This is a genomic window from Streptomyces sp. NPDC058864, assembly GCF_042742985.1.
GTDB lineage: Bacteria > Actinomycetota > Actinomycetes > Streptomycetales > Streptomycetaceae > Actinacidiphila.
Window position 1 is genome coordinate 1 of record NZ_JBHYMQ010000072.1, and the last position, 21376, is coordinate 21376.

Sequence of the window (21376 nt, forward strand, 5' to 3'; positions counted from 1 at the left end):
CGCACCAGCGTGCTGTTCGCCATGCTCCGCGACGGCACCCTCTACCAACCCAGAACCCCCCACCTCGCTTGACGAAGAACATAGAGGCACCCCCCGGTCCACCGCCGTCCGGTCCCCGCGCAGGATCCCGCGAACCCCGCCCCGGGGGAAGTGGCCCACCCCGCGGAAGTACGGGGCCCGCGGCGGCACGTCCTCCGGCCCGTGCGCCGTGCCGGACGGCGTTTCCCCCGAGGGCTCGGTGCGTCCGGCAGGATGGGGCTGTGCACACCGATGACGAGGTAGGGGACGACGTCCCCGCGGAGCTCGCCGCGTTGCTCCGGGGCGCCGACGACCGCCGCCCGGTGAGGATCGCCGTTTCGGTGTGCGATGGGTGCGGTGGACGGCTGTTCCTCGTGCTCGCCAACGACTCCGCGGCGGAGCGGGAGTGCGCCGGCTGCGGCCGTCGCGCGTTCATCGCCGACAGCGAGGAGTACTGGAACGAGGAGTCCTGGGAGGACGACGCACCCGGTGCGGCCTGCTGTCCGTGCGGCGGCGAGGAGTTCGAGGCCGCGGTCGCGTTCTCGCTCGGCGACGACGGGTCGGTCCGCTGGGTCACCCTGGGCCTGCGGTGCGTCGGGGACGGCTTCTCCGCGGTCTACGCCGACTGGAAGATCGACTACTCGCCCGCGGACCACCTCCTGACCATGGTTCAGGTTCGCCGGCGCCGTGGGCGGGGCGCCGAACCGCGTCCGCGCCGTCATTCGTTGTGGAGCACCTGGGCGACCGTCAGGCGGGCCGCTCGGCGGGCGGGGAGGTAGGCGCCGAGGACCGCGATGGCGATGCCGGTGAGGGAGAGGGCGGTCAGGGCCGCGGGGTGCCAGACGTCCGTCATGTACGGGGGGAGGGTGAGGTCGACGGCGTCCGCCATGCGCGGGACGACCTGCCCGTAGCCCCAGATGCCGAGAGGCACGCCGAGCGCGGAGCCGAGGACGCCGAGGGCCGCCATCGAGGTCGTCATCATCACCGTGACCTGGCGCGGGGTCATGCCGATGGACTTGAGCATGCCCAGGTCCCGGCGCCGGTCGCGGGTGTTGAGGACGACCGTGTTGAAGACGCCGAGGGAGGCGACGACGGCCAGCATCGCGGTGAGCACCGAGGCGGAGCCGACGACGGTCTGCGTGATGGCGTTCGGGCCCGTGACCGCCGGGCTGACGCCGGGGTCGGCGGCCGCGGCCGCGCGGGCGTAGCCGGCCGGGTCGGTGCCGTCGCGGAGCCTGACGTGGTACGCGATGGGCTTCTCCTCGGGGGCGAGGGCCGTGAACGTCGGCCAGTCGGCGGCCAGCAGTTCGCCGTTGCTCTCCATGAACGCGCCGACGACGGTCACCTCCTCGCTCCGGTCGCCCTTCCGCAGCTGCACCTCGTCGCCGACGCGCACGCCGGACTGCCGGAGCCAGGCCGTCCCCGCGACGACCTCTCCGGCCCGCCGCATCCAGCGGCCCTCGGTGAGCACGCTGTCGAGCTCGGGGCCGTCACCGCGGCGCCCTTCGAGCATCGCCCCGCGGGTGGAGCCGGCGACCGTCACCTCCACGTCCCCCCGGGCGGTGATCCCCTCGACGCCGGGCAACGAGGCCAGCAGGGAGTGCAGTTGCTGGTCGGAATGTTCCGGCTCGACGAGCTCGCCGTGCCGCACGTTGCTCGCGTACACCGTGACCTGGAACGCGTCCCGGCCCGCGCTGCCGAACCGGGTCATCGTCGTGGCCAGGCCGGACGCGAACGTCACGGTGGCCACGCCCAGGACCACCGCGGCCACCGTGAGCGCGCTGCGGCCGGGCCGGGCGAACGGCAGCCCCGCGCCGAGGCTCACCGAGCGCGGCAGGCCGCTGCCGGCCAGGCGCCGCTGCACACCCAGGGCGCGGCCCGCCCGCGGGGCGGAGCCCGCGCTGATCGCCCGCGCCGCGGAGAGCCGGCGGGCGCGGAGCGAGGGGGCGAGCGCGGCGAGCGCGCAGACGGCCGGCATGCCGAGCAGGGCGAGCACGTTCACCCACGGCGCGATGCCGACGCTGTCGTGGAACACGCCCGCGTCGGGCCCGGTGAACGTGAACTCGAAGAAGGGCGCGGCCAGCAGGTTCCCGGTGACGACGCCGACGGCACAGCCCACGACCGCGGGCGCGGTCACCATCACCAGGTACACGGCGAGCACCTGTCCCGGGGTGAAGCCCAGCGCCTTGAGGATGCCGATGTGCCGGAAGCCGGAGATCACGGCACCACTGACGACGTTGGCCACGATCAGCACCGACACGACGATGCCGAGGATGCCGAAGGCCATGAGGTACGGCGCGTACGCCCGTGCCGCACCGCCGATCCGGTGCTTGAGCGTGAGGTACGACTCGGAGCCGGCGAGCGCGCCCTGCGGGAGCCGCGCTGTCACCGTCCCCATCCGCTCGCGGAGCCGGGAGTCCGACGAGGCGTCGGAGAAGCGGAACAGCATCTGCGTGGTGGCAGGGTGCAGCGCGTCGATCTGCGCGGGCGCCACCCAGGCGTCCGCGGTGCGGCTCAGGTCGAAGGCGAAGCCCACGATGGTGAGCGTGGGGCCGGAGGGCACCGGGATCCGCTTGCCCAGGTCGTCGGGGGTCCAGTCCGGCTGCCGGTTCAGGACCACCTCGCCGGGCGCGGTCGCCCAGCGGCCCGCCCAGAGGTCGAGCCGGTCCACCGGCCCGCCCGGGTCCGCCCGTCCGACGACGGTGACCTCGCCGAAGACCCCGTACTGCGCGTCGTCCCGCGGCAGCTCGACCGTGGCCCGCGGGAACGGTCCGGCAACGGCCTCGACGCCGGGTTCCCCTGCCGCCCCGGCGAGTTGGGCGTCCGAGGTCCTGGACCGGTCGAACGCAGCGACGACATGGGGCCCGTGCTGCCTGCCGAAGGCCCTGTCGAAGGGCGCGGAGGCCGCGTCGACCAGCCCGAGCGCGACCACGATCGCCCCCGTCGAGGTCAGGGTGACCAGCGCGATGACCAGGGTCTGCAGCCTGCGCCTCCGTACGGCCGCCCGCGCGGCCCGCCACACCGCCCTCATGCGGACGGCTCCAGGGCGTGCTGCCCGGTCACCCGGCCGTCGGCGAGGGTGACCAGACGGCCGGCGCAGCGGCGGGCCAGATGCTCGTCGTGCGTCACCAGGACGAGGGTCTGGCCGATCTGGTTGAGGTCGAGGAGCAGGTCCATCACCTGCTCGCCCGCGCGGCTGTCGAGGGCGCCGGTCGGCTCGTCGGCGAGCAGCAGTGCGGGCCGGTTCATCAACGCGCGTGCCACGGCGACGCGTTGCCGTTCACCGCCGCTCAGCACGGCCGGATAGGCGTTGGCGCGGTCCGCGATGCCGAGTTCCTCGAAGAGCTCCATGGCGCGGCGCCGGGCCGCCCGGGCGGGGGTGCCGGTCAACTGGGCGGCGAGCGCGACGTTGTCCAGCGCGGACAGGTCGTCGACGAGGTTGAAGAACTGGAAGATCATGCCGATGCGGCGACGCCGGTACAGGGCCAGGCCCCTCTCGCTCAACCGCCCCACGTCCTCGCCGTGCACCAGCACCGTGCCGGCCGTGGGCCGGTCCAGGCCGGCGATCATGTTGAGCAGGGTGGACTTGCCGCACCCCGAGGGGCCCATCACCGCGACCGCCTCCCCGGCGCGGATCTCCAGCGTGACCCCGTCGAGGGCGGTCGTCTCGCCGTATTCCTTGCGTACGCCGTCGAGTCGTACGACGGTCTTCCCGTTGCTGTCCTCAGTGACCATGCACAGGACGCTAGGCGCACGGGACGGCCCGGGCATCCCTCCCCGGACGGCACATCGCGGGGGCCCTCATCCTGGGGATGCAAGGACGCTGCATCCAGGGGCTGATGCGCCCGCGTCGACCGTCTGCGAAGGTGAACCCGTGGCGAATGGGGAGCCGGGCGGGCTGGTCGTGGCGCTGGGCGCGGCGTGCGCGGCCGCCGTGTGCCTGGCGGTGGCCCTGCTGCGCACCCGGCGCCGCTGGCGGTCCGCTCTGGGGGAGCGCGGCTGGCTGCTGGAGCGGGAGCGGGAGAGCGCGGCACGCATCGCGGTGGCGGCCGAACGGGACCGAATTGCAAGGGAGTTGCACGACATCGTCAGTCACAACGTCAGCCTGATGGTGGTCCAGGCAGGGGCCGCGCGAGAGGTGCTAGGCACCATGCCGGACGAGGCCGCGGCGGCGCTCCGCTCGGTCGAGGACGCGGGGCGCGGCGCGATGACCGATCTGCGGCACATGCTGGGACTGCTGGCGCCGTCCCCGGGCGGGGTGGACGACGAGGGCGGCGAGGGAGCGGAACGGGGTCCGTGCGGGACCGGCGACGGCGGCGCCGGGGCGCTGGCCCCGCAGCCCGGCCTCGACCGGCTGGGGGCGCTCGTCGACCGGGTCTCCTTCGCCGGGCTGCCCGTCGAGGTGCGCGTCTCCGGCGAACCGCGCCCGCTGCCGCAGGGCATCGACGTGACGGCGTACCGCATCGTCCAGGAGGCGCTGACCAACGCGCTCCGGCACGGCGACGGCGGAAAGGCGGAGGTGACGGTGCGGTACGCGGAGCGCGCGCTGCGCGTCGAGGTGCTCAACACCGGGCCCAGCGTGCTCAACGGAACCGGGACGGGGACGGGAGCCGGGAGCGGGGCCGGGGCCCGGCCGCGCGGCCGGGAAGGCACCGGGCGCGGGTTGCTGGGCCTGCGCGAACGGGTCGCGGTGTACGGGGGAGACCTGGACGCCCGGCGCCGGCTCGGCGGCGGTTACCGGGTCAGGGCGCGCATCCCGCTGGACCGGCCGTGACGGCGCCGGACGGGGCGGCGGCCCCCCGCGTGCTCATCGCCGACGACCAGACCCTCATCAGGACCGGTTTCCGGCTCATCCTCACCGCGCGCGGCATCACGGTGGTGGGGGAAGCGGCGGACGGCGCCGAGGCGGTCGCCGAGGCACGCCGGCTGCGGCCGGACGTCGTGCTGATGGACATCCGCATGCCCACCATGGACGGCCTGGAGGCCACCCGCCGCATCCTGCAGCAGAACCCCGGGTGCCGGGTGCTCATGCTGACCACCTTCGACCTGGACCGCTACGTCTACACGGCGCTGTCGGCCGGGGCGAGCGGCTTCCTGCTCAAGGACGTCACCCCCGAGCACCTGGCGGCGGCCGTACGGCTCGTCGACACCGGGGACGCGCTGCTGGCACCGTCGATCACGCGGCGGCTGGTGGAGCGCTTCGCCTCCGGGCCGGCGGCGGCGCAGGACGGGCCGTCGGTCCACGCCGACCTCGCCGCCCTGACTCCCCGTGAGCGGGAGGTCCTCACGCTGCTGGGCCGCGGCCTGTCCAACCTGGAACTGGCCGCGGAACTGACGCTCAGCGAGGCGACGGTGAAGTCGCACGTCGCCCGCATCTTCGCCAAGCTGGCGCTGCGCGACCGGGCCCAGGCGGTCGTCCTCGCCTACGAGACGGGCCTGGTGCGGCCGGGTGGACCCGGTCCCGGGGGCTCCCCGGCGTCGTGACGGGCACCGACGGGATGCGCCTGCGGCCGCACCGCCCCGCCGGTCAACTCCGCGACTGCGAGCGCGGCGAGCGCGGCCAACGGACCCGGGACCGCGCCGGGACCACCGCGTGTCGGTCGCTGCTTGCCGAAGGGTGAGGGAGCAGCCCTCGGCGACGGGCGGGTGGATCATCCGGCGGGGACGCCATCCGTGGCGCGGCCGACTGGCGACCTGTCATCGCCGGGGCTCAGGAATCCGTTTCATCCGGCCCTGGCGGCGTCGTGCATCTGGAGTACCCCTGGTGGCGCGCCCACGGGCGTTCACGGAGGGTGACAGAGGCTTGTCCCGAGCGGTGTGCTGCCGGTCCGGTCCCTAAGGAGAACACGATGTCCGCCGATTCCGCGCTGAAGGGACCCGAGCCGGCCATCGTCGCCGCCAACCAGGCCGCGCGAACCCTTCTGCCGTTCGAGGACAGCCGCGATCTGGAGGACATCGGCCGCGGCTTCCTCGGCACCGCCGATCAGCGGGAGATCACGGACCGCGACGGGCGCGCGGTGTGGTCCCTGGACGCCTACCGGTTCCTCGACGGGGACTGCCCGGACACCGTTCACCCGAGCCTGTGGCGGCAGAGCGGCCTGGTCGCCCGGCACGGGCTGTTCGAGGTGGCCGAGGGGATCTACCAGGTGCGCGGCTTCGACCTGTCCAACATGACGGTCGTCGAGGGCGAGCGGGGCATCCTGGTCATCGATCCCCTGCTGTCCGTCGAGACCGCTGCGGCCGCCCTGGCCCTGTATCGACGTCACCGCGGCGACCGCCCCGTCACGGGCGTCCTCTACACCCACAGCCACGTCGACCACTTCGGCGGGGTGAAGGGTGTCGTGACAGCCGAAGAGGTGGACGCCGGCCTGCCCGTCATCGCCCCCCAGGGTTTCCTGGCCCACGCCGTCAGCGAGAACGTGTACGCGGGCACGGCGATGGCGCGCCGCGCCGCCTATATGTACGGTGCCGCGCTGCCCAAGGGGACGCGCGGCCAGCTCGGGGCCGGTCTGGGGCAGACGACCTCCACGGGCACGGTGAGTCTCATCCCGCCCACCGTCGAGATCACGGACACCGGCCGGACGCACACCGTCGACGGCATCCGCATGGTGTTCCAGCTCACCCCCGAGACCGAGGCGCCGGCCGAGCTGAACATCCACTTCCCCGGCCGCGCGGCGCTCTGCATGGCCGAGAACGCCACCCACAACCTCCACAACCTGCTCACCCTGCGCGGCGCCGAGGTCCGGGACCCACGCGTGTGGGCGCAGTACCTCACCCGGACCATCCAGCTCTTCGGCGCCTCCTCCGACGTCGCGTTCGCCTCGCACCACTGGCCGACCTGGGGCCGCGAACGGGTGCTGACCTTCCTGTCCGAGCAACGTGACCTGTACGCGTACCTGCACGACCAGACCCTGCGCATGATCAACCAGGGACTCACGCCCCTGGAGATCGCCGAACGGATGCACCTTCCACCGGCCCTGGAACGCGTCTGGCACACCCACGGCTACTACGGCTCGGTCAGCCACAACGTCAAGGCCATCTACCAGCGGTACCTGGGCTGGTTCGACGGCAACCCCGCCCACCTGTGGGAACATCCGCCCGTCGAAGCCGCCGTCCGCTACGTGGACTTCATGGGCGGCGCCGACGAGGTTCTGCGGCGTGCCCGCCGGTCGTACGCGGACGGCGACTTCCGCTGGGTGGCCCAGGTCGTCAGCCACGTGCTGTTCGCCGACCCGGGCAACGCCGAAGCACGCGAGCTGCAGGCGGACGCCCTCACCCAGCTCGGGTACGGCAGCGAGAACGGCACATGGCGCAACTTCTACCTCACCGGCGCCCTCGAACTACGGCACGGGCCGGTCGGCACCCCCACCGTCACCGCGTCCCCCGACGTGATCTCCGCGCTCTCCCTCGACCAGCTCTTCGACTCCCTCGCCATCCGCGTCGACGGCCCCGCCGGCTGGGACGCGGACATCACCATCCGCTGGAACGTCCGCAGCGGGGAGCCCATCACCTGGCGCCTCCGCAACGGCGTGCTGACCCATGTGACCGGTGAGGGCCCCGCCGCCGCCGAACCCGACCTGGAGATCACCCTCGAGGAGGCCGATCTGCGCGCCGTCCTCCTTGGGGCCATTCCGGCGACCGACCTGGCAGACCGAGCCGGCATCCAGGTATCGGGCGATGCCGGCAAACTTGCCGAACTCTTCGCGCACCTCACCGAACCCGACCCGGACTTCGCGATCGTGACGCCGTAGGCAGCACGCCGGCGGAGGCCGTGCGCGGCGGTGCGCTGATCGGCACCGTCCGGTGATCGGCAGCTCCGCGACCCTGCGGCAAGGAACGAGGAGGCCCGCCCGTGAACGGGTGGCACGCACGCGGTGCACAGCCCGCCTTGTCCCACGGCTCGCCGCGGTCCGCGAGCACCGCGCCCGGTGCTGCGGGGACTCGTGGTGCGCCGGTGATCCGCACATGACGCCCCGGGCAGCGGCACGGCGTCCGCAGCGGAGCCGGGGCACGCACCGCACCGGCATCCTGCGCGGCCAGGGTGCCGCGCTGACGCTGGCCACCGGAGGAGCGGTGCTGGGGTGGTTCCTGCCGCTGTGGGAGAAGCACTTGCCGGCGCCCGGTCTCACCTTCGACGCCTCCACCGCACAAGCGGCCCTCGGCGCCGTCGCCGGCAGCATGATCACGCTGGCGGGCTTCATCGTCACGGCGATCACCCTCGTCGTACAGACCGTCCAATCGATGTCCTCACGACTCGTGGCAGCCCTCGGGCGCTTCAGCCGTTTCCTCGTCCTGTTCGGATTGCTGATCGGCACGGCCCTCTACGCGCTGGTGACGCTCAGCCACATCCGAGGTGACAGCGTCCCGCGCCTGAGCGTGACCCTGGCGGTCGCGCTCGTCCTCCTCGACGCCGTGGTCGTCCTGCATCTGCTGGCGTCGCTGCGCCACGCCGTCACCGGCGGCGGCCTGTCCCGTGCCGTCGGCGAGTGCCTCCGCGTGAGCATGCGCCAGGTCCACCCCGTAACCGCCGAGACCAGCTCGGTTCCCCCGCCGGCGCCACGCCCGAACGGGTTTTCCGTCGTGCATCGAGGCCGGCCGGCAGTCATCACCTCGATCGACGAAGGACGCATCACCCGGCTCGCCGACCGAAAGCACCTCCGTATCCGGCTCAAGTACGCCGTGGGCGACCGCATCACCACAGGCGATGTCGTGGCTCACGTCGAACCGGAGGGAGCAGCCGCCGGCCCCTCCCTGGACCGGCGGATCCTCGCCTGCTTCCGCGTCGGCCCCAGCCGGGCCCTGGAGCAGGACACCGCGTACGGATTCCGCCTGCTCGCCGACATCGCCGTCCGGGCCCTGTCACCGGGCATCAACGACCCCACCACCGCTGTTCAGGCACTCGACCAGGTCGAGGACGCCCTGCTGCAACTCGCGGACCGGACGCTGGGCCCGGTCTGGCTCCTCGATCGGCACGGCACCCCCCGCGTCAACCTCCCCGCTCCGCAATGGGCCGACGTCGTCTCCGTGGCGCTCGACGAAACCCTCCTGTACGGCTCGTCGAGCCTGCAGACCGCCCGCCGTCTCAACGCTCTGCTTCAACGTCTGATCGCCACCGTGCCCGCGGAGCGCAGACCGTCCCTGGCCGAACGCGCCGACGCTTTGCAGCGCCTCACCGCCACCTGCTTTCCGGACCCGTTCCTCCACCGCGTCGCCGGTCACTCCGACAGCCGGGGCCTTGGCGGTCCGCCCGGGGGCCGGGCGGGACCGCGATGAGCGGGAAGGCACCGGGCGCGAACCAGGTCCCTTCCCCTCAGGGCAGGGGCGCCACGTAGACCCACGCCCCGTCGTGGCGGACGAAGCGGCTGTTCTCCTCCATCGCCTCGTGCTCGCCGCGCAGGCTGAAGTGCGCACGGAAGGCGACGGTGCCCTCGCTGTGGAAGGCGCTGCCGTCGGTCGTGGCGAGGATCTCCAGCCGTTCCCAGCGCAGGTGGTGGTCGACGTCCAGCTCCGCGGGCCGGGTCTCCGGGTGCCAGGTGCGCAGCACGTACGCCGCGTCGTGCACCGCGTAGGCGCTGTAGCGGGAGCGCATCAGGGCCTCGGCGGTGGGGGCGGCGGCGTGGCCGGAGTGGTAGCGGCCGCAGCAGTCGCCGTACGCGGCGGGCAGCCCGCAGGGGCAGGGCGCGCCGGGGGAGTGCGGCACGGGACGGGAGTGCGGGCGCGGGGCGGAACGGCGGCCGGGGCGGGACTTGGGCATGCCGCCATTGTGCACGGCCGGCGCGCGCGGGCCCCGTGACCACCGGCGATTCCGCCCGGGTAGCCTGCGGGACGGCAAGACCTCCGCCCGACCCCGAGGAGCCCCCGTGCCGAAGCCGAGGATCGCCCTGGTGACGACCGCGCACCTCCTGGAGGGCACCGTCGACCGCGACCTGCCCCTGCTGCGCGACGCCGTCGTCGCCGCGGGCGCCGGGGCCACGGTCGTGAACTGGGACGACCCGGACGTCGACTGGGCCGGGTTCGACCTGGCGCTCATACGGTCGACCTGGGACTACACCTGGCGCACCGCGGAGTTCCTGGCCTGGGCCGACCGCTGCGGTGCCGCCACCACCCTGCTCAACCCGCCCTCGGTCGTGCGCTGGAACTCCGACAAGCGCTACCTGGGCGAGCTGGCCTCCCGCGGCGTGCCCGCGGTCGCCACCCGCTACCTGCCGCCGGGCGGCGGCACCGACGGGCTGCCCGGCGACCACGAGTTCGTGGTCAAGCCCGCGGCGGGCGCGGGCGCCCGCTACGCCGCGCGCTACCGCCCCGGGCAGCACGAGGAGGCGCGGGCGCACGTGTCGCGGATGCACGACGAGGGTCTGACCGCGATGGTCCAGCCCTACATGCCGCGGATCGACACCACCGGCGAGCGCGCCCTGGTCTTCCTCGGCGGCCGCTTCCTGCACGCCATCGCCAAGAACGCCGTGCTGTCCCCGGACACGCGATACGACCAGCGCAAGGTCGCCCACCCCGGCGTGCGTCCCTGGACCCCGACGGAGGCCGAACTGGCCGCCGCGGAGCGGGCTTTGGCCGCCGTGCCGGGCAGGCCGGAGCTGCTCTACGCCCGGGTGGACCTGGTCGACGCCGAGGACGGCACCCCGCGCGTGATGGAGCTGGAACTCATCGAGCCCAACCTGTTCCTCACGGACCACCCGGACTCGCTGCCCGTGGTCGCCGGAGCGGTCGTGCGCGCAGCGGGCTGAGCCTCAGCGGGTCACGGGCAGTCCGGCCCGCTCGCCGGCCGCCGCCAGGACCTCGCGCAGCATGGCGGGGGTGAGCCGCCCGGTGAAGGTGTTCTGCTGGCTGACGTGGTAGCAGCCGTACAGATGCAGCGGCTGCTCCCCTTCCGCGGGGGGTGCCAGCTCCACGTGCACGCCGTGCCCGAACCGGGGCAGCGGCCGCGGCAGCCGGTACCCGGCGCCGCCGAGCACGGGCAGCAGCGCCTGCCAGCCGAACGCGCCGAGGACGACGACCGCGCGCAGCGTGGGTCTCAGCAGCTCCAGTTCGCGCACCAGCCACGGGCGGCAGGTCAGCCGCTCCTGCGTGGTGGGCTTGTTGGCGGGCGGCGCGCAGTGGACGGGCGCGGTCACCCGTACCCCGTACAGCTCCAGGCCGTCGCCGCGTTCCGTCGAGGTGGGCTGGGAGGCGAGGCCGACGGCGTGCAGCGCCTCGAACAGCACGTCGCCGGAGCGGTCGCCGGTGAACATCCGGCCGGTGCGGTTCCCGCCGTGTGCGGCCGGTGCCAGACCGACCAGGGCCAGCGCGGCGTCCGGCGGGCCGAGGCCCGGCACGGGACGGGCCCAGTACTCCCACCCGGCGTAGGCGCGGCGCCGGACCCGGGCGGTCTCCTCCCGCCAGGCGACCAGCCGCGGGCAGGCCCGGCAGCCGGTCAGTCGCTCGTCCAGCGCCGTCAGGTCCCCCGCCCCGGAGGCGGCGAGAGCGGGGAAGTCCGCCGATTCCTGCTGCACCTGCGTTCCGTCCCTTCGCGGCCCGTACGGCGGTCGTACGGCCCGCGCCCCACGCTACCCAGCCCCCGGCCCCGCCGCAGAGGGCGGCGGGGCCGGGGGACGGCGGGGACGGCGGCGGGACGTATGCGGGATCAGACGCGGACCGGCTCCGGCTCCGCCGCCGGACCGGACGGGTTCGCCTCGTCCGCCGGGTCCGCGCGGCGCAGCCCCTCGCCCTCGACGTCGACGTTCGGCAGGATCCGGTCCAGCCAGGACGGCAGCCACCAGGCCCGGCGGCCCAGCAGCGCCAGCACCGCGGGGACGATGGCCATGCGCACGATGAAGGCGTCGAAGAAGACGGCGATCGCCAGACCGAACCCGATCGACTTGATCATCGCCTCGCCGGAGCCGATGAACCCGGCGAAGACGGCGATCATGATGACCGCGGCGGCGGTGACCACCCGGGCACCGTGCCGGAAGCCGGTGACGATGGCCTGCCCGGGCCGCTCTCCGTGGACGTGCGCCTCGCGGATCCGCGTGACGAGGAAGACCTCGTAGTCCATGGCGAGGCCGAAGACCACGCCCACCAGGAAGATCGGCATCATCGACATGATCGGCCCGGTCTGCTCCACGCCCAGCAGGGAGGCCAGCCACCCCCACTGGAAGACGGCGACGACCGCGCCGAGGGCCGCCGTCACCGAGAGCAGGAAGCCGAGGGCGGCCTTCAGCGGCACGAGCACCGAGCGGAACACGACGATCAGCAGCACGAAGGCGAGGCCGACGACGAGCGCCAGATAGGGCAGCAGCGCGTCGGTGAGCTTCTGCGAGGTGTCGATGTTCATCGCCGTGGTGCCGGTGACGGAGACCTTGGCGCCCGTGCGTTCGGTGATCCCGTCGCCCGTGCCGCGGATCGCCTCGACCAGGTCCTCGGTCTCGGTGCTGCTCGGCTTGGACGCGGGCACCACGTTGATGATCGCGGTGTCCCCGGCCTTGTTGAACGTCGCCGGGGTCACGGCGGCCACGTCGTCCAGCGCCTTGATGTCCGCGGTGGTCTCGCGGACCGCGCCCCGGGGGTCGTCGGCCCCCTTGACGTCGGCGACCACGACGAGCGGCCCGTTGAAGCCGGGGCCGAAGCCCTCGGACAGCAGGTCGTACGCCCGGCGCTGGGTCGTCGAGGCGGGCTGGGATCCGTCGTCGCCGAGGCCGAGCTCGATCGACGCGGCCGGCACGGCCACCGCGCCGAGCGCCGCGACGCAGACCAGCAGGACGGCGACGGGACGCCGGATGACGAACCGGGCCCAGCGGGTACCCATGTTGGGCCGCTCGGCGGGGGGCCTGCGGTGGGCGTGGTGGGCGTTCCTGTCACGGCGGCGGAACAGGCCCCCGGCGTCCGCCGGGCGGACGCGCCGGCCGGCGAAGCCGATGAGCGCGGGCACCAGGGTGAGGGCGATGAGGACGGCGATGACGACCGTGCCGGCGGCGGCGACGCCCATCTTCGTCAGCATCGGGATGTTGACGACCGACAGACCCACCAGCGCGATCACGACGGTCAGCCCGGCGAAGACCACGGCCGAGCCGGCGGTGCCGACGGCGCGCCCGGCCGCCTCCTCGCCCCGCCGCCCCTCGGCGAGTTCGGCGCGGAAGCGGGACACGATGAACAGGGCGTAGTCGATGCCCACGGCCAGGCCGATCATCATCGCCAGGATCGAGGTGGTGGAGCCCAGGTCGAGGGCGCTCGCGAGCGCGGTGATGGAGCTGACGCCGATCCCGACGCCGACCAGCGCCGTGACCAGGGGCAGTCCGGCGGACACCAGCGAACCGAAGGTGATCACCAGGACGACCGCGGCGACGGCGATGCCGATCACCTCGGTGGCACCGGTTTCGGGTGCCGTCTGGAGCGCGTCGCCGCCGATCTCCACGGTCAGCCCGCTGTCGCGGGCGTGTTCCGCGGCGGTCTCCAGTGCCTCGCGGGAGGAGTCCCGCAGCTCCATGCCGGGGACCTCGTAGGCCACGCGGACGTAGGCGATGGTCCGGTCCTTGCTCACGGCCTTCGCCGTGTACGGGTCGTCGACGGAGACGACCTCGGCGCCCCGCCTCAGCTCGCCCACGAGCTTCCGGACGGTCTTCTTGCCGGCGCCGTCCGTCATCTTCTCGCCGGCCGGCGCCTTGAGGACCACGCGGGCGGTCGCGCCGTCGGAGCCGGTGCCGGGGAAGCGCTGGTCGAGGAGGTCGAAGGCCTTCTGGGATTCGGTGCCGGGCACGGAGAAGGAGGAACTGCCCGCGGCGGGCGCGTTGGCGGCGCCGACGCCGGCGAGGGCGAGCAGCGCCACCCAGATCAGGACGACGAAGTGCCGTCGCCGGAAGGCGAACCGGCCGGTCCGGTAGAGGAATGTGGCCACGGGGGCGTACTCCCTGTCGGGTTCGGAGGGTGGAGGAGGGGCGCCGTCAGGGAGCGGACGCGGCGGCAGGAGCTGCGGCGGGAACGGGGGCGGGAACGGGGGCGGGCCCGGGACGGAGGCCGAGCGCGGGCAGGATCACCGCGTCGAGGAAGGCCAGCAGGTAGGTCCGGGTGGGAGGCAGGCCCTCGAGCACGTGCCGCGTGACGAAGGCGCCCAGCAGCATCTGCACGAGGTAGGGGAGCGCCGGGTTGTCCGCGCTGATCTCGCCGCGGTCGACGGCACGCCGCAGCAGCGCGTCCAGGCCCGAGCGTTCGGGCTGGACCATGACCTCGCGCAGGGCGTGCATCAGGTCGGGGTTGCCGTGCATGGCCATGGCCAGACCGCGCATGAGGGCGCAGTTGCGCTCCAGCTGCCGGTCGTCCTCGAGGGTCAGCAGGGCACGAAGGTCGCCGCGGAGGCTCCCGGTGTCCACGTCCCCTGCGCCGGCCGGCTTCCCGTGCCGCAGGGCCCTGGCGACCAGCTCGGCCTTGCCGCCCCACTGGCGGTACAGGGTGGCCTTGCTGCAGTGGCCACGGGCCGCGACGGCGTCCATGGTCAGGGCCTCGTAGCCGACCTCGCGGAGCAGGTCGAGCGTGCTCGCGTAGACCGCGGCCTCGCGTTGCGGGGTGAGGCGGCTGCCGCGGCGGGCGGTGACCGGTGCGGGCATGGACCCTCTCCGTCCTGAACGAAACGGTTTCGTACTCGTCAGAGCATAGGCTCGGAGCCAATCGAAACGAAACGGTTTCGTACGTGGCCTGTATCACGCCGCGGACGGGAACTCCGGGCGGACGGCCCTCAGAAGGCGTAGCGAATGCGGAGCCACGGCGCGTGCTCGGCGGCGAGCCCCAGCAGCCGGCGTACGGAGGCCGCCTTGTCCGCGGCGCGGTAGCGCACGTTGAGGTCCCCGTTCTGCGAACGCTTGGGTTCCTGCAGCGCGGGGCGCCACAGCAGTTCCTCGGCCCGGGGGTGCCAGCCCAGGTTCACCTCGTGCAGCCCGGCGTTGTGGGTGAGCATGATCACCTCGGCCGCGGCCTGGGCCTTCACCACCGCCGGAAGGACGTCGTCCAGCTGCCGGAACAGCTCCGCCCACGCCTCCTGCCAGCCGGGGCGCACGACGACCGGCGACAGGTTGAAGTGCACCTCGTACCCGGCCTCGAGGAAGTCGCCCGCGGCGGCCATCCGTTCGGGCACCGGGCTGGTCCTGATGTCCAGCAGCCGGGAGTCCTCGGGAGGCATCAGCGAGAAGCGGATCCTCGTACGTCCGCGGGGGTCGAGACCCAGCAGGTCGGGGTTGACGAACTTGGTCGCGAACGACGCCTTCGCCGTGGGCCACCGCCGGAAGGCCGACACGAGGTCGGCGGTGTTGTCGCTGATCAGGGCGTCCACCGAGCAGTCGCCGTTCTCGCCGACGTCGTACACCCACGCCCGCGGGTCGCACTGGTTGGGCGCGGGCTTGCGGCCCTGCTCGGCGACGTGCCGTGCGACGCGCCCGACGATCCGGTCGATGTTGGTGAAGGTGGTGACCGGGTTGGCGTAGCCCTTGCGGCGCGGCACGTAGCAGTAGGCGCAGGCCATCGCGCAGCCGTTGGAGGCGCCGGGCGCGATCCAGTCGGCGGAACGCCCGTTGGGGCGGACGGTCAGCGTCTTCTTCACCCCGAGGACGAGGGTCCGCGTCTTCACCCGCACCCAGCGCGCGGCGTTGCCCTCGTTGCCGTGCAGGCCCGGGATGCGCCAGTGCGACGGCACCTCGACCACCTCGGCGTCCCGGAAGCGGGCGAGGATCTCCCGCCCCCGCGGGGAGGCGGCCGCTTCCGGCTCGGCGTACACGGTACGGACGTCCAGCAGTCGTGCGGCGGCGGGGGAGTCGCGGAAGGACGCGCCCTCCGCCGCCGCGTGCCGCGGGGGCAGGACGTCGTCGAGAGGGAACAGCCCGTCCGGTTCCGGTGCCATCGTGCCGACCCTACCCGGGCGGGCGGGGCCGTCCGCTCGGACGGCGCGCAGCGTCGCGCTCACCTCCCGGCCCGGCTGCAGGGTCGGGCCCGGGCGGGGCGGGATCTCTCCGGGGCCGACGTCGACGTGGAAGCGCCGGGCGAGCGTGGCCGGCACCAGCACCGCCTCCACCATCGCGAAGCGGGCGCCCAGGCAGGCCCGCGCGCCGCCGCCGAAGGGGAACCAGGCGTGGTCCGGCATCGCGGCGGCCTCCTCGCCCTCCCACCGCTCGGGCCGGAACCGCCCGGGCGCAGGGAACCAGCGAGCGTCGCGGTGCGCGCTCCACTGGCTGGACCACAGCACCGTCCCCTCGGGGACCGGCCGCCCGCCGAGCACGGAGTCCGCCTTGGCGATGCCGGTCATCAGCCACACGGGAGGGTGGAGCCGCAGCGTCTCCTTGACGACCTGCTCGGTCCAGCGCAGTTCCTCGAGGTCGTCGAAGCACGGGTCGCGGTCGCCGCGCGGGGCCGGCCGGTGCCGGGGCGGGGCGGCACACCGGGCCGGAGGGGACGATCCGTTGGGCGATCGTGGACGACGGCGCCCCGCGGGCGCGGTGCCCCGTCGGCGCCACCGGGCGGGACGAGGCGGACCCTCCGGCGGCCTGGTGGTCAGGGGACCGCGGGGCCGGTGACCGCGCGGCCGTGACGGTCGTACGGCCAGGCGTTCGGGGTGCAGCCGTGGAGGCCCTTGATCTGCTGCATCATCGCCGGTGCGGGGCGTCCGGGGCCGGGGCAGCCGCGGTGGCCGCGGCCGAGGCGGTGGCCGACCTCGTGGTTGATGATCAGCGCGCGGTACTCCGCCGGGCGGCCCTTGTAGTACGGGCTCAGCAGCACCCAGCGCTTGAGGTTGACCACGACGTCCTTGCCGCCGCTGCAGTTCACCTCGCCGCCGGTGTCCAGGCCGTACATCCCGCACAGGGCGTCCGTGGTGTCCGGGGTGGCCAGGCGCACGAGGAAGTCGTAGGGCGGCGCGTCGACGCGCCGGAACGCGGCGCCGGCCCTGGTCCAGCCGCGCTTGTCGGCGAGTATGCGGTCGACCTCCGCGGCCACCGAGGCCGCGGTGAACCCCGTGCCGTCCTCGACCTCCACGCCGTACCGCAGCGGAGTGCCGTGCCCGATGGTCCGCGAGGTGCCGGGGGCCTCGGTGAACCTGCCGTCACCGTGCTCCGGCACCCGGATCGGCTTCGGTGTCGGCTTCGACGTGGCGCCGGTGGACGGCGTGGGCGCCGGAGACGGCACGGCGGGGGCGGCCGGTGCGTGCCCGGAGACCGCGGGCACCGCCCGCTCACGGGCGTTCTGCCCGGTCATCACCGTGCACAGCACCACGGCGCAGACCGCGAGGACCGCCAGGACCGTGAGGCGGGGGACCGTCACGCGCCACCAGGGCTTCACGGCGGGGCGTCGGTTCGTCCGGGGGTGTTTCATACGTCGCACTCCATACTGCTGCGTGTGATCCGGCGGTGGGCGCCGGACCTCACGCTCCTCTCACACTTGCGTGGTCATGCCGGGCGGGCAATGCGACGGTGACCGTCAGCCCGCCCCCGGGACGCGGTTCCGCCGTCACGTCACCTCCGTGGGCCTGCGCCACGGCCCGGACGATCGACAGGCCGAGGCCGCTGCCGCGCGCGGAACCCACGCGGTCGGTGAGCCGGCGGAAGGGCTCGAAGAGCACCGGGATCTCGTGCGCCGAGATCCGGGCACCGGTGTTGGCGACGACCACGCGCGGCCCGCGCCGGTCGTGGGCGGTGGTGACCCGGACCAGTCCGCCGGGCTCGTTGTGGCGGACGGCGTTGTCGACGAGGTTGCGCACCAGCTGCTCCAGCAGGATCGGGTCGCCGATCGACGGTGCCGGGACGAGCCCGGTCTCCAGCCGCACCCGCTGCCGCTCGGCCTCCGGTCCGGCCGTGGCCACGACGGCGTCGCACACGTCGGCCAGGTCGAGCGGGACGCGGTCGGTCAGCGCGTCCTCGGCGCGGGCGAGGGTGAGCAGGGCGTCGATCAGCCGCTCGTGGCGGTCGTTGACCGCCAGCAGGGTCTCGCCCAGGTGCAGCAGCTCGGGCGGCGCGCCGGGCCGGTTCATGGCGACCTCGACCAGGGTGCGGTTGATCACCAGGGGCGTCTTCAGCTCGTGCGCCGCGTTGGCGATGAAACGTTCCCGCCCGGCGAAGGCGCCGTCCAGCCGGTCCAGCATGCGGTCGAAGGAGTCGGCCAGCCGCTTCACCTCGCCGGGCGGCATCTCCAGCGCGATGCGGCGGTGCAGGGTACGGCCCGCGATGCGCTCGGTGGTGGAGGCGATCCGGTGGAGCGGGCGCAGCAGCCGCCCGGCGGCCAGCCACCCGGCCGTCGTCGCGAGCACGCCCACCACCAGGACGGTGACCCCGCCCTTGGTCAGCAGGTTCCTCTCCATCGAGGCAACGATGCCGGCCTTCGTCATCTCGTTCGGGACGGGGAACGCGCGCGGGTCGAAGGCGAGGTCGAGGCTGTAGCGCATGCTGTTGCGCACCAGGATCAGCGATCCGGCGAGCACGGCCGTGGCGGCGACGAAGAACAGCAGGCCGAACACGGCGGTCAGCTGCACGCGCAGGCTTCCCCGCCAGATGCGGCGGGGCGGCGTGCCGGTCACGGTGTTCATCGGACCCGGTACCCCACGCCCGTGACGGTCTCCACGACCCCGGGATCGCCCAGCTTGCGCCGCAGGCCCCGGATGGTGACCCGGACGATCGTGGTGAACGGGTCGATGTTCTCGTCCCAGACCCGCTCCAGCAGGGACTCGGCCGAGACCGGCCCGCCCTGGGCGCGCAGCAGTTCCTCCAGCACCGCGAACTCCTTGCGGGAGAGCGGGACGGAACGGCCGTCGCGGTGGGTCTCGCGCAGGTGCGGGTCGAGCCGGATGCCCGCGCGTTCCAGCACCGGCGGGGCCGGCGGACGCACCCGGCGCCCCAGGGCCCGGATCCGGGCCACCAGCTCGGCGAACGCGAACGGCTTGACCAGGTAGTCGTCCGCGCCGAGGCGCAGCCCGGCCACGCGCTCGGCGACCGTCGTGGAGACGGTCAGCATCAGGATCCGCACCTCCGCCGCGTCGGCGACGGTGCGCCGGCACACCTCGTCCCCGTGCAGCCTCGGCAGGTCTCGGTCGAGGACCATCACGTCGTACTCGTTGACCGACAGGCGCTCCAGGGCCGCCTCGCCGTCGTGGACGACGTCGACCGCGAACGCTTCCTGCCGCAGTCCCTCGGCTATCGCGTCCGCGAGCATCTCCTCGTCCTCCACGACCAGCACCCGCACGTCCTACCAACCCCACTCGCTCGTCCTGCCGGGACCCGCGCAGGTCACAGGGGGTCCGGCCCTCCAGTATGCGGACCGGATGTGAACGGGGGGTGAGCCCTCATGCCTCGCGCGACGCCGCCAGCCGGGCCGCGGCGCTGTCGAGGAGCATGTCGAGGGCGGTGGGATAGGCGCTGCGGTTCATTCGGGCGACCAGCAGGCCGGCGGTGGCCGCGATGTGCGGGTGGGTCCGTGCCGGGAGGCGCGCGTACGTCTCCCGCCACACGTCCCGGTCGGCGGCCCGGGCGGCCTCGGGGAGGGCCAGGGTCGCCGCGTCCAGCGCGGCGAAGGCCAGGGCCTGGTCGATGAAGGCCTGGTAGATCGCGACCGCGGCCGGGTCGGGGAACCCGGCGGTGCGCAGGATGCCCAGGACCGCTTCGTCGGCCGCGGTCTCGTGGGCGCGGCCGGAGACCCGGCTGGCGGTGAGCACCGCCGCCTGCGGGTGGGCGAGGTACGCCGTGTGGATGCGCAGCCCCAGGTCACGCAGGTCGGCACGCCAGTCGCCGGCGGACCGCCCGGTGGGCCCCCATCCCTCCATCGCCCGGCCCATCAGGTCGTCCGCGATGGCCAGGGTGAGGTCGTCCATGCCGCGGAAGTAGCGGTACAGCGTGCTCGGGTCGGCGCCGAGCGCGGTGCCCAGCCGCCGCACGGTGAGCCCGGCGGAGCCGTGCTCGTGCAGCATGCGCAGCGCGGTGTCGACGATCAGCCGGTGCGAGAGCACCGCCCCGTTCCTGGTGGGGCGCCGGCGCCGGCGTGCCGCCTCCTGGACGACCTTCTTGGGCACGAGACCCTCCCTTCCCGTCGTGCGGACCTTATGCCAACGCCATTGACCATACGTCGCGGGGCGGCGTTTCATCCCTGGGCAGAGGCGCCTCCGCCTCGGAACGGAGACTTGTCAGCCATGCGTGTACTGCTTGTGGGAGCCGGCGGGGTGGGTACCGCGATCACCCGGATCGCCGCCCGTCGCTCGTTCTTCGAGGCCATGGTCGTCGCCGACCGGGACCTGGCCCGTGCCGAGGCCGCCGTGGCGGCCGTGGACGACGGGACCGGCCGGTTCTCCGCCGCCCGCGTCGACGCCTCCGACGAGGCCGCGGTCACCGCGCTGCTCACCGAGCGGCGCTGCGACGTCCTCCTCAACGCCACCGACCCGCGCTTCGTGATGCCCCTGTTCGGCGCCGCCCTCGCCGCCGGCGCCGACTACCTCGACATGGCGATGTCGCTGTCCCGCCCGCACCCGGAGCGCCCGTACGAGGAGTGCGGGGTCAAACTCGGCGACGCCCAGTTCGAGCGGGCCGCCGAGTGGCAGAAGGCCGGACGGCTGGCCCTGGTCGGCATGGGCGTGGAGCCGGGCCTGTCGGACGTCTTCGCCCGCTACGCCGCCGACGAACTCTTCGACGCGATCGAGGAGATCGGGGTGCGGGACGGCGCGAACCTCACCGTCGACGGCTACGAGTTCGCACCGTCGTTCAGCATCTGGACCACCATCGAGGAGTGCCTCAACCCGCCGGTGGTCTACGAGGCCGGCCGCGGCTGGTTCACCACCCCGCCCTTCAGCGAGCCCGAGGTCTTCGACTTCCCCGAGGGCATCGGGCCCGTCAGCTGCGTGAACGTCGAGCACGAGGAGGTGCTGCTGATGCCGCGCTGGGTCGACGCGGGGCGCGTGACCTTCAAGTACGGCCTGGGGGAGGAGTTCATCGGCACCCTCAGGACCCTCCACCAGCTCGGTCTGGACCGCACCGCTCCCGTCGTGGTGCAGAGCGACCTGGGCGCGGCCCGGGTCAGCCCGCGGGACGTCGTGGCCGCGTGCCTGCCCGACCCGGCGGAGCTGGGCGAGCGCATGCACGGCAAGACCTGCGCCGGTACGTGGGTGAAGGGCACGAAGGACGGCCGGGCGCGCGAGGTGTACCTGTACCACGTCGTCGACAACCAGTGGTCGATGCGCGAGTACGGCTCACAGGCCGTCGTCTGGCAGACCGCGGTCAACCCCGTGGTGGCCCTGGAGCTGATGGCCGCCGGTACCTGGGCGGGCAGCGGTGTCCTCGGCCCCGAGGCCTTCGCCCCGCGCCCCTTCCTCGACCTGCTGACCTCCTACGGCGCCCCGTGGGGCGTGCGGGAGTCCTGAAGG

The 21376-nt window shown here is 73.7% G+C and carries 18 protein-coding genes and 1 pseudogene; 7 read left to right on the forward strand and 12 right to left on the reverse strand.

The window, feature by feature from the left end:
* Positions 1 to 260: 260 nt before the first annotated feature.
* Complete coding sequence (locus tag ACFW3D_RS34910; protein WP_500511357.1) at positions 261 to 797, forward strand: hypothetical protein; 537 nt, start codon at positions 261 to 263, stop codon at positions 795 to 797.
* Here the strand turns inward: ACFW3D_RS34910 and ACFW3D_RS34915 are convergent.
* Together ACFW3D_RS34915 and ACFW3D_RS34920 are read right to left on the reverse strand one after the other, a co-directional pair.
* On the reverse strand, positions 737 to 3049 hold the full coding sequence (locus tag ACFW3D_RS34915) for an ABC transporter permease (RefSeq protein ID WP_500511359.1): 2313 nt from the start codon (positions 3047 to 3049) through the stop codon (positions 737 to 739). The genes ACFW3D_RS34910 and ACFW3D_RS34915 overlap by 61 nt on opposite strands.
* Positions 3046 to 3753: an ABC transporter ATP-binding protein gene (locus tag ACFW3D_RS34920; protein WP_500511361.1), complete on the reverse strand. Its 708-nt coding sequence runs from the start codon at positions 3751 to 3753 to the stop codon at positions 3046 to 3048. Before ACFW3D_RS34920 ends, ACFW3D_RS34915 begins: the two co-directional genes overlap by 4 nt.
* 139 nt (positions 3754 to 3892) lie before the next feature.
* Between ACFW3D_RS34920 and ACFW3D_RS34925 the strand changes: the two genes are divergently transcribed.
* The 4 genes from ACFW3D_RS34925 to ACFW3D_RS34940 all read left to right on the forward strand — a co-directional run bounded on the left by ACFW3D_RS34925 (position 3893) and on the right by ACFW3D_RS34940 (position 9291).
* Positions 3893 to 4792, forward strand: coding sequence for a sensor histidine kinase (locus ACFW3D_RS34925; RefSeq protein ID WP_500511363.1), 900 nt, complete (start codon positions 3893 to 3895; stop codon positions 4790 to 4792).
* The gene (locus ACFW3D_RS34930) at positions 4789 to 5502 is read left to right on the forward strand and encodes a response regulator (protein ID WP_500511365.1); all 714 of its coding nucleotides are present in this window, start codon (positions 4789 to 4791) and stop codon (positions 5500 to 5502) included. The genes ACFW3D_RS34925 and ACFW3D_RS34930 overlap by 4 nt, the downstream gene beginning before the upstream one ends.
* A 365-nt stretch (positions 5503 to 5867) precedes the next feature.
* Positions 5868 to 7769, forward strand: a complete 1902-nt coding sequence (locus ACFW3D_RS34935) for an alkyl/aryl-sulfatase (RefSeq protein ID WP_500511367.1) — start codon at positions 5868 to 5870, stop codon at positions 7767 to 7769.
* A 214-nt stretch (positions 7770 to 7983) separates the two neighbouring features.
* Complete coding sequence (locus ACFW3D_RS34940; protein ID WP_500511369.1) at positions 7984 to 9291, forward strand: DUF2254 family protein; 1308 nt, start codon at positions 7984 to 7986, stop codon at positions 9289 to 9291.
* Between the two features lie 37 nt (positions 9292 to 9328).
* Here the strand turns inward: ACFW3D_RS34940 and ACFW3D_RS34945 are convergent, their stop codons facing one another.
* On the reverse strand, positions 9329 to 9772 hold the full coding sequence (locus ACFW3D_RS34945; RefSeq protein WP_500511371.1) for a YchJ family protein: 444 nt from the start codon (positions 9770 to 9772) through the stop codon (positions 9329 to 9331).
* A 106-nt stretch (positions 9773 to 9878) separates the two neighbouring features.
* Here ACFW3D_RS34945 and ACFW3D_RS34950 point away from each other — a divergent pair, with 106 nt between their 5' ends.
* Positions 9879 to 10757, forward strand: a complete 879-nt coding sequence (locus ACFW3D_RS34950) for a DcsG N-terminal domain-containing protein (RefSeq protein WP_500511373.1) — start codon at positions 9879 to 9881, stop codon at positions 10755 to 10757.
* Positions 10758 to 10760: 3 nt separating this feature from the next.
* Here the strand turns inward: ACFW3D_RS34950 and ACFW3D_RS34955 are convergent, their stop codons facing one another.
* From ACFW3D_RS34955 to ACFW3D_RS34995, 9 genes and pseudogenes are all read right to left on the reverse strand, one after another.
* Entirely contained in the window at positions 10761 to 11522 is a 762-nt protein-coding gene (locus ACFW3D_RS34955; protein ID WP_500511375.1) for a uracil-DNA glycosylase, read from the reverse strand.
* A 131-nt stretch (positions 11523 to 11653) separates the two neighbouring features.
* Positions 11654 to 13900 (reverse strand): MMPL family transporter, encoded by a 2247-nt coding sequence (locus ACFW3D_RS34960; RefSeq protein WP_500511377.1) that lies wholly within the window; start codon positions 13898 to 13900, stop codon positions 11654 to 11656.
* Between the two features lie 46 nt (positions 13901 to 13946).
* Entirely contained in the window at positions 13947 to 14606 is a 660-nt protein-coding gene (locus ACFW3D_RS34965; protein WP_500511379.1) for a TetR/AcrR family transcriptional regulator, read from the reverse strand.
* A gap of 128 nt (positions 14607 to 14734) precedes the next feature.
* Complete coding sequence (locus tag ACFW3D_RS34970) at positions 14735 to 15889, reverse strand: spore photoproduct lyase family protein (RefSeq protein ID WP_500511430.1); 1155 nt, start codon at positions 15887 to 15889, stop codon at positions 14735 to 14737.
* A gap of 105 nt (positions 15890 to 15994) precedes the next feature.
* Positions 15995 to 16603, reverse strand: a pseudogene (locus tag ACFW3D_RS34975) (cytochrome P450); the annotation flags it as partial.
* Complete coding sequence (locus ACFW3D_RS34980) at positions 16537 to 17352, reverse strand: DUF3152 domain-containing protein (protein WP_500511381.1); 816 nt, start codon at positions 17350 to 17352, stop codon at positions 16537 to 16539. The pseudogene ACFW3D_RS34975 and the gene ACFW3D_RS34980, both read right to left, overlap by 67 nt.
* 49 nt (positions 17353 to 17401) lie before the next feature.
* Entirely contained in the window at positions 17402 to 18559 is a 1158-nt protein-coding gene (locus tag ACFW3D_RS34985; protein ID WP_500511383.1) for a sensor histidine kinase, read from the reverse strand.
* A complete protein-coding gene (locus tag ACFW3D_RS34990) occupies positions 18556 to 19212 on the reverse strand; it encodes a response regulator transcription factor (RefSeq protein WP_500511385.1) in 657 nt (218 codons plus the stop codon). Before ACFW3D_RS34990 ends, ACFW3D_RS34985 begins: the two co-directional genes overlap by 4 nt.
* Before the next feature lie 100 nt (positions 19213 to 19312).
* Positions 19313 to 20035, reverse strand: coding sequence for a TetR/AcrR family transcriptional regulator (locus tag ACFW3D_RS34995; RefSeq protein WP_500511387.1), 723 nt, complete (start codon positions 20033 to 20035; stop codon positions 19313 to 19315).
* Positions 20036 to 20152: 117 nt separating this feature from the next.
* Between ACFW3D_RS34995 and ACFW3D_RS35000 the strand changes: the two genes are divergently transcribed.
* Positions 20153 to 21373, forward strand: coding sequence for a saccharopine dehydrogenase family protein (locus ACFW3D_RS35000; RefSeq protein WP_500511389.1), 1221 nt, complete (start codon positions 20153 to 20155; stop codon positions 21371 to 21373).
* The last annotated feature ends 3 nt before the right edge of the window (positions 21374 to 21376 follow it).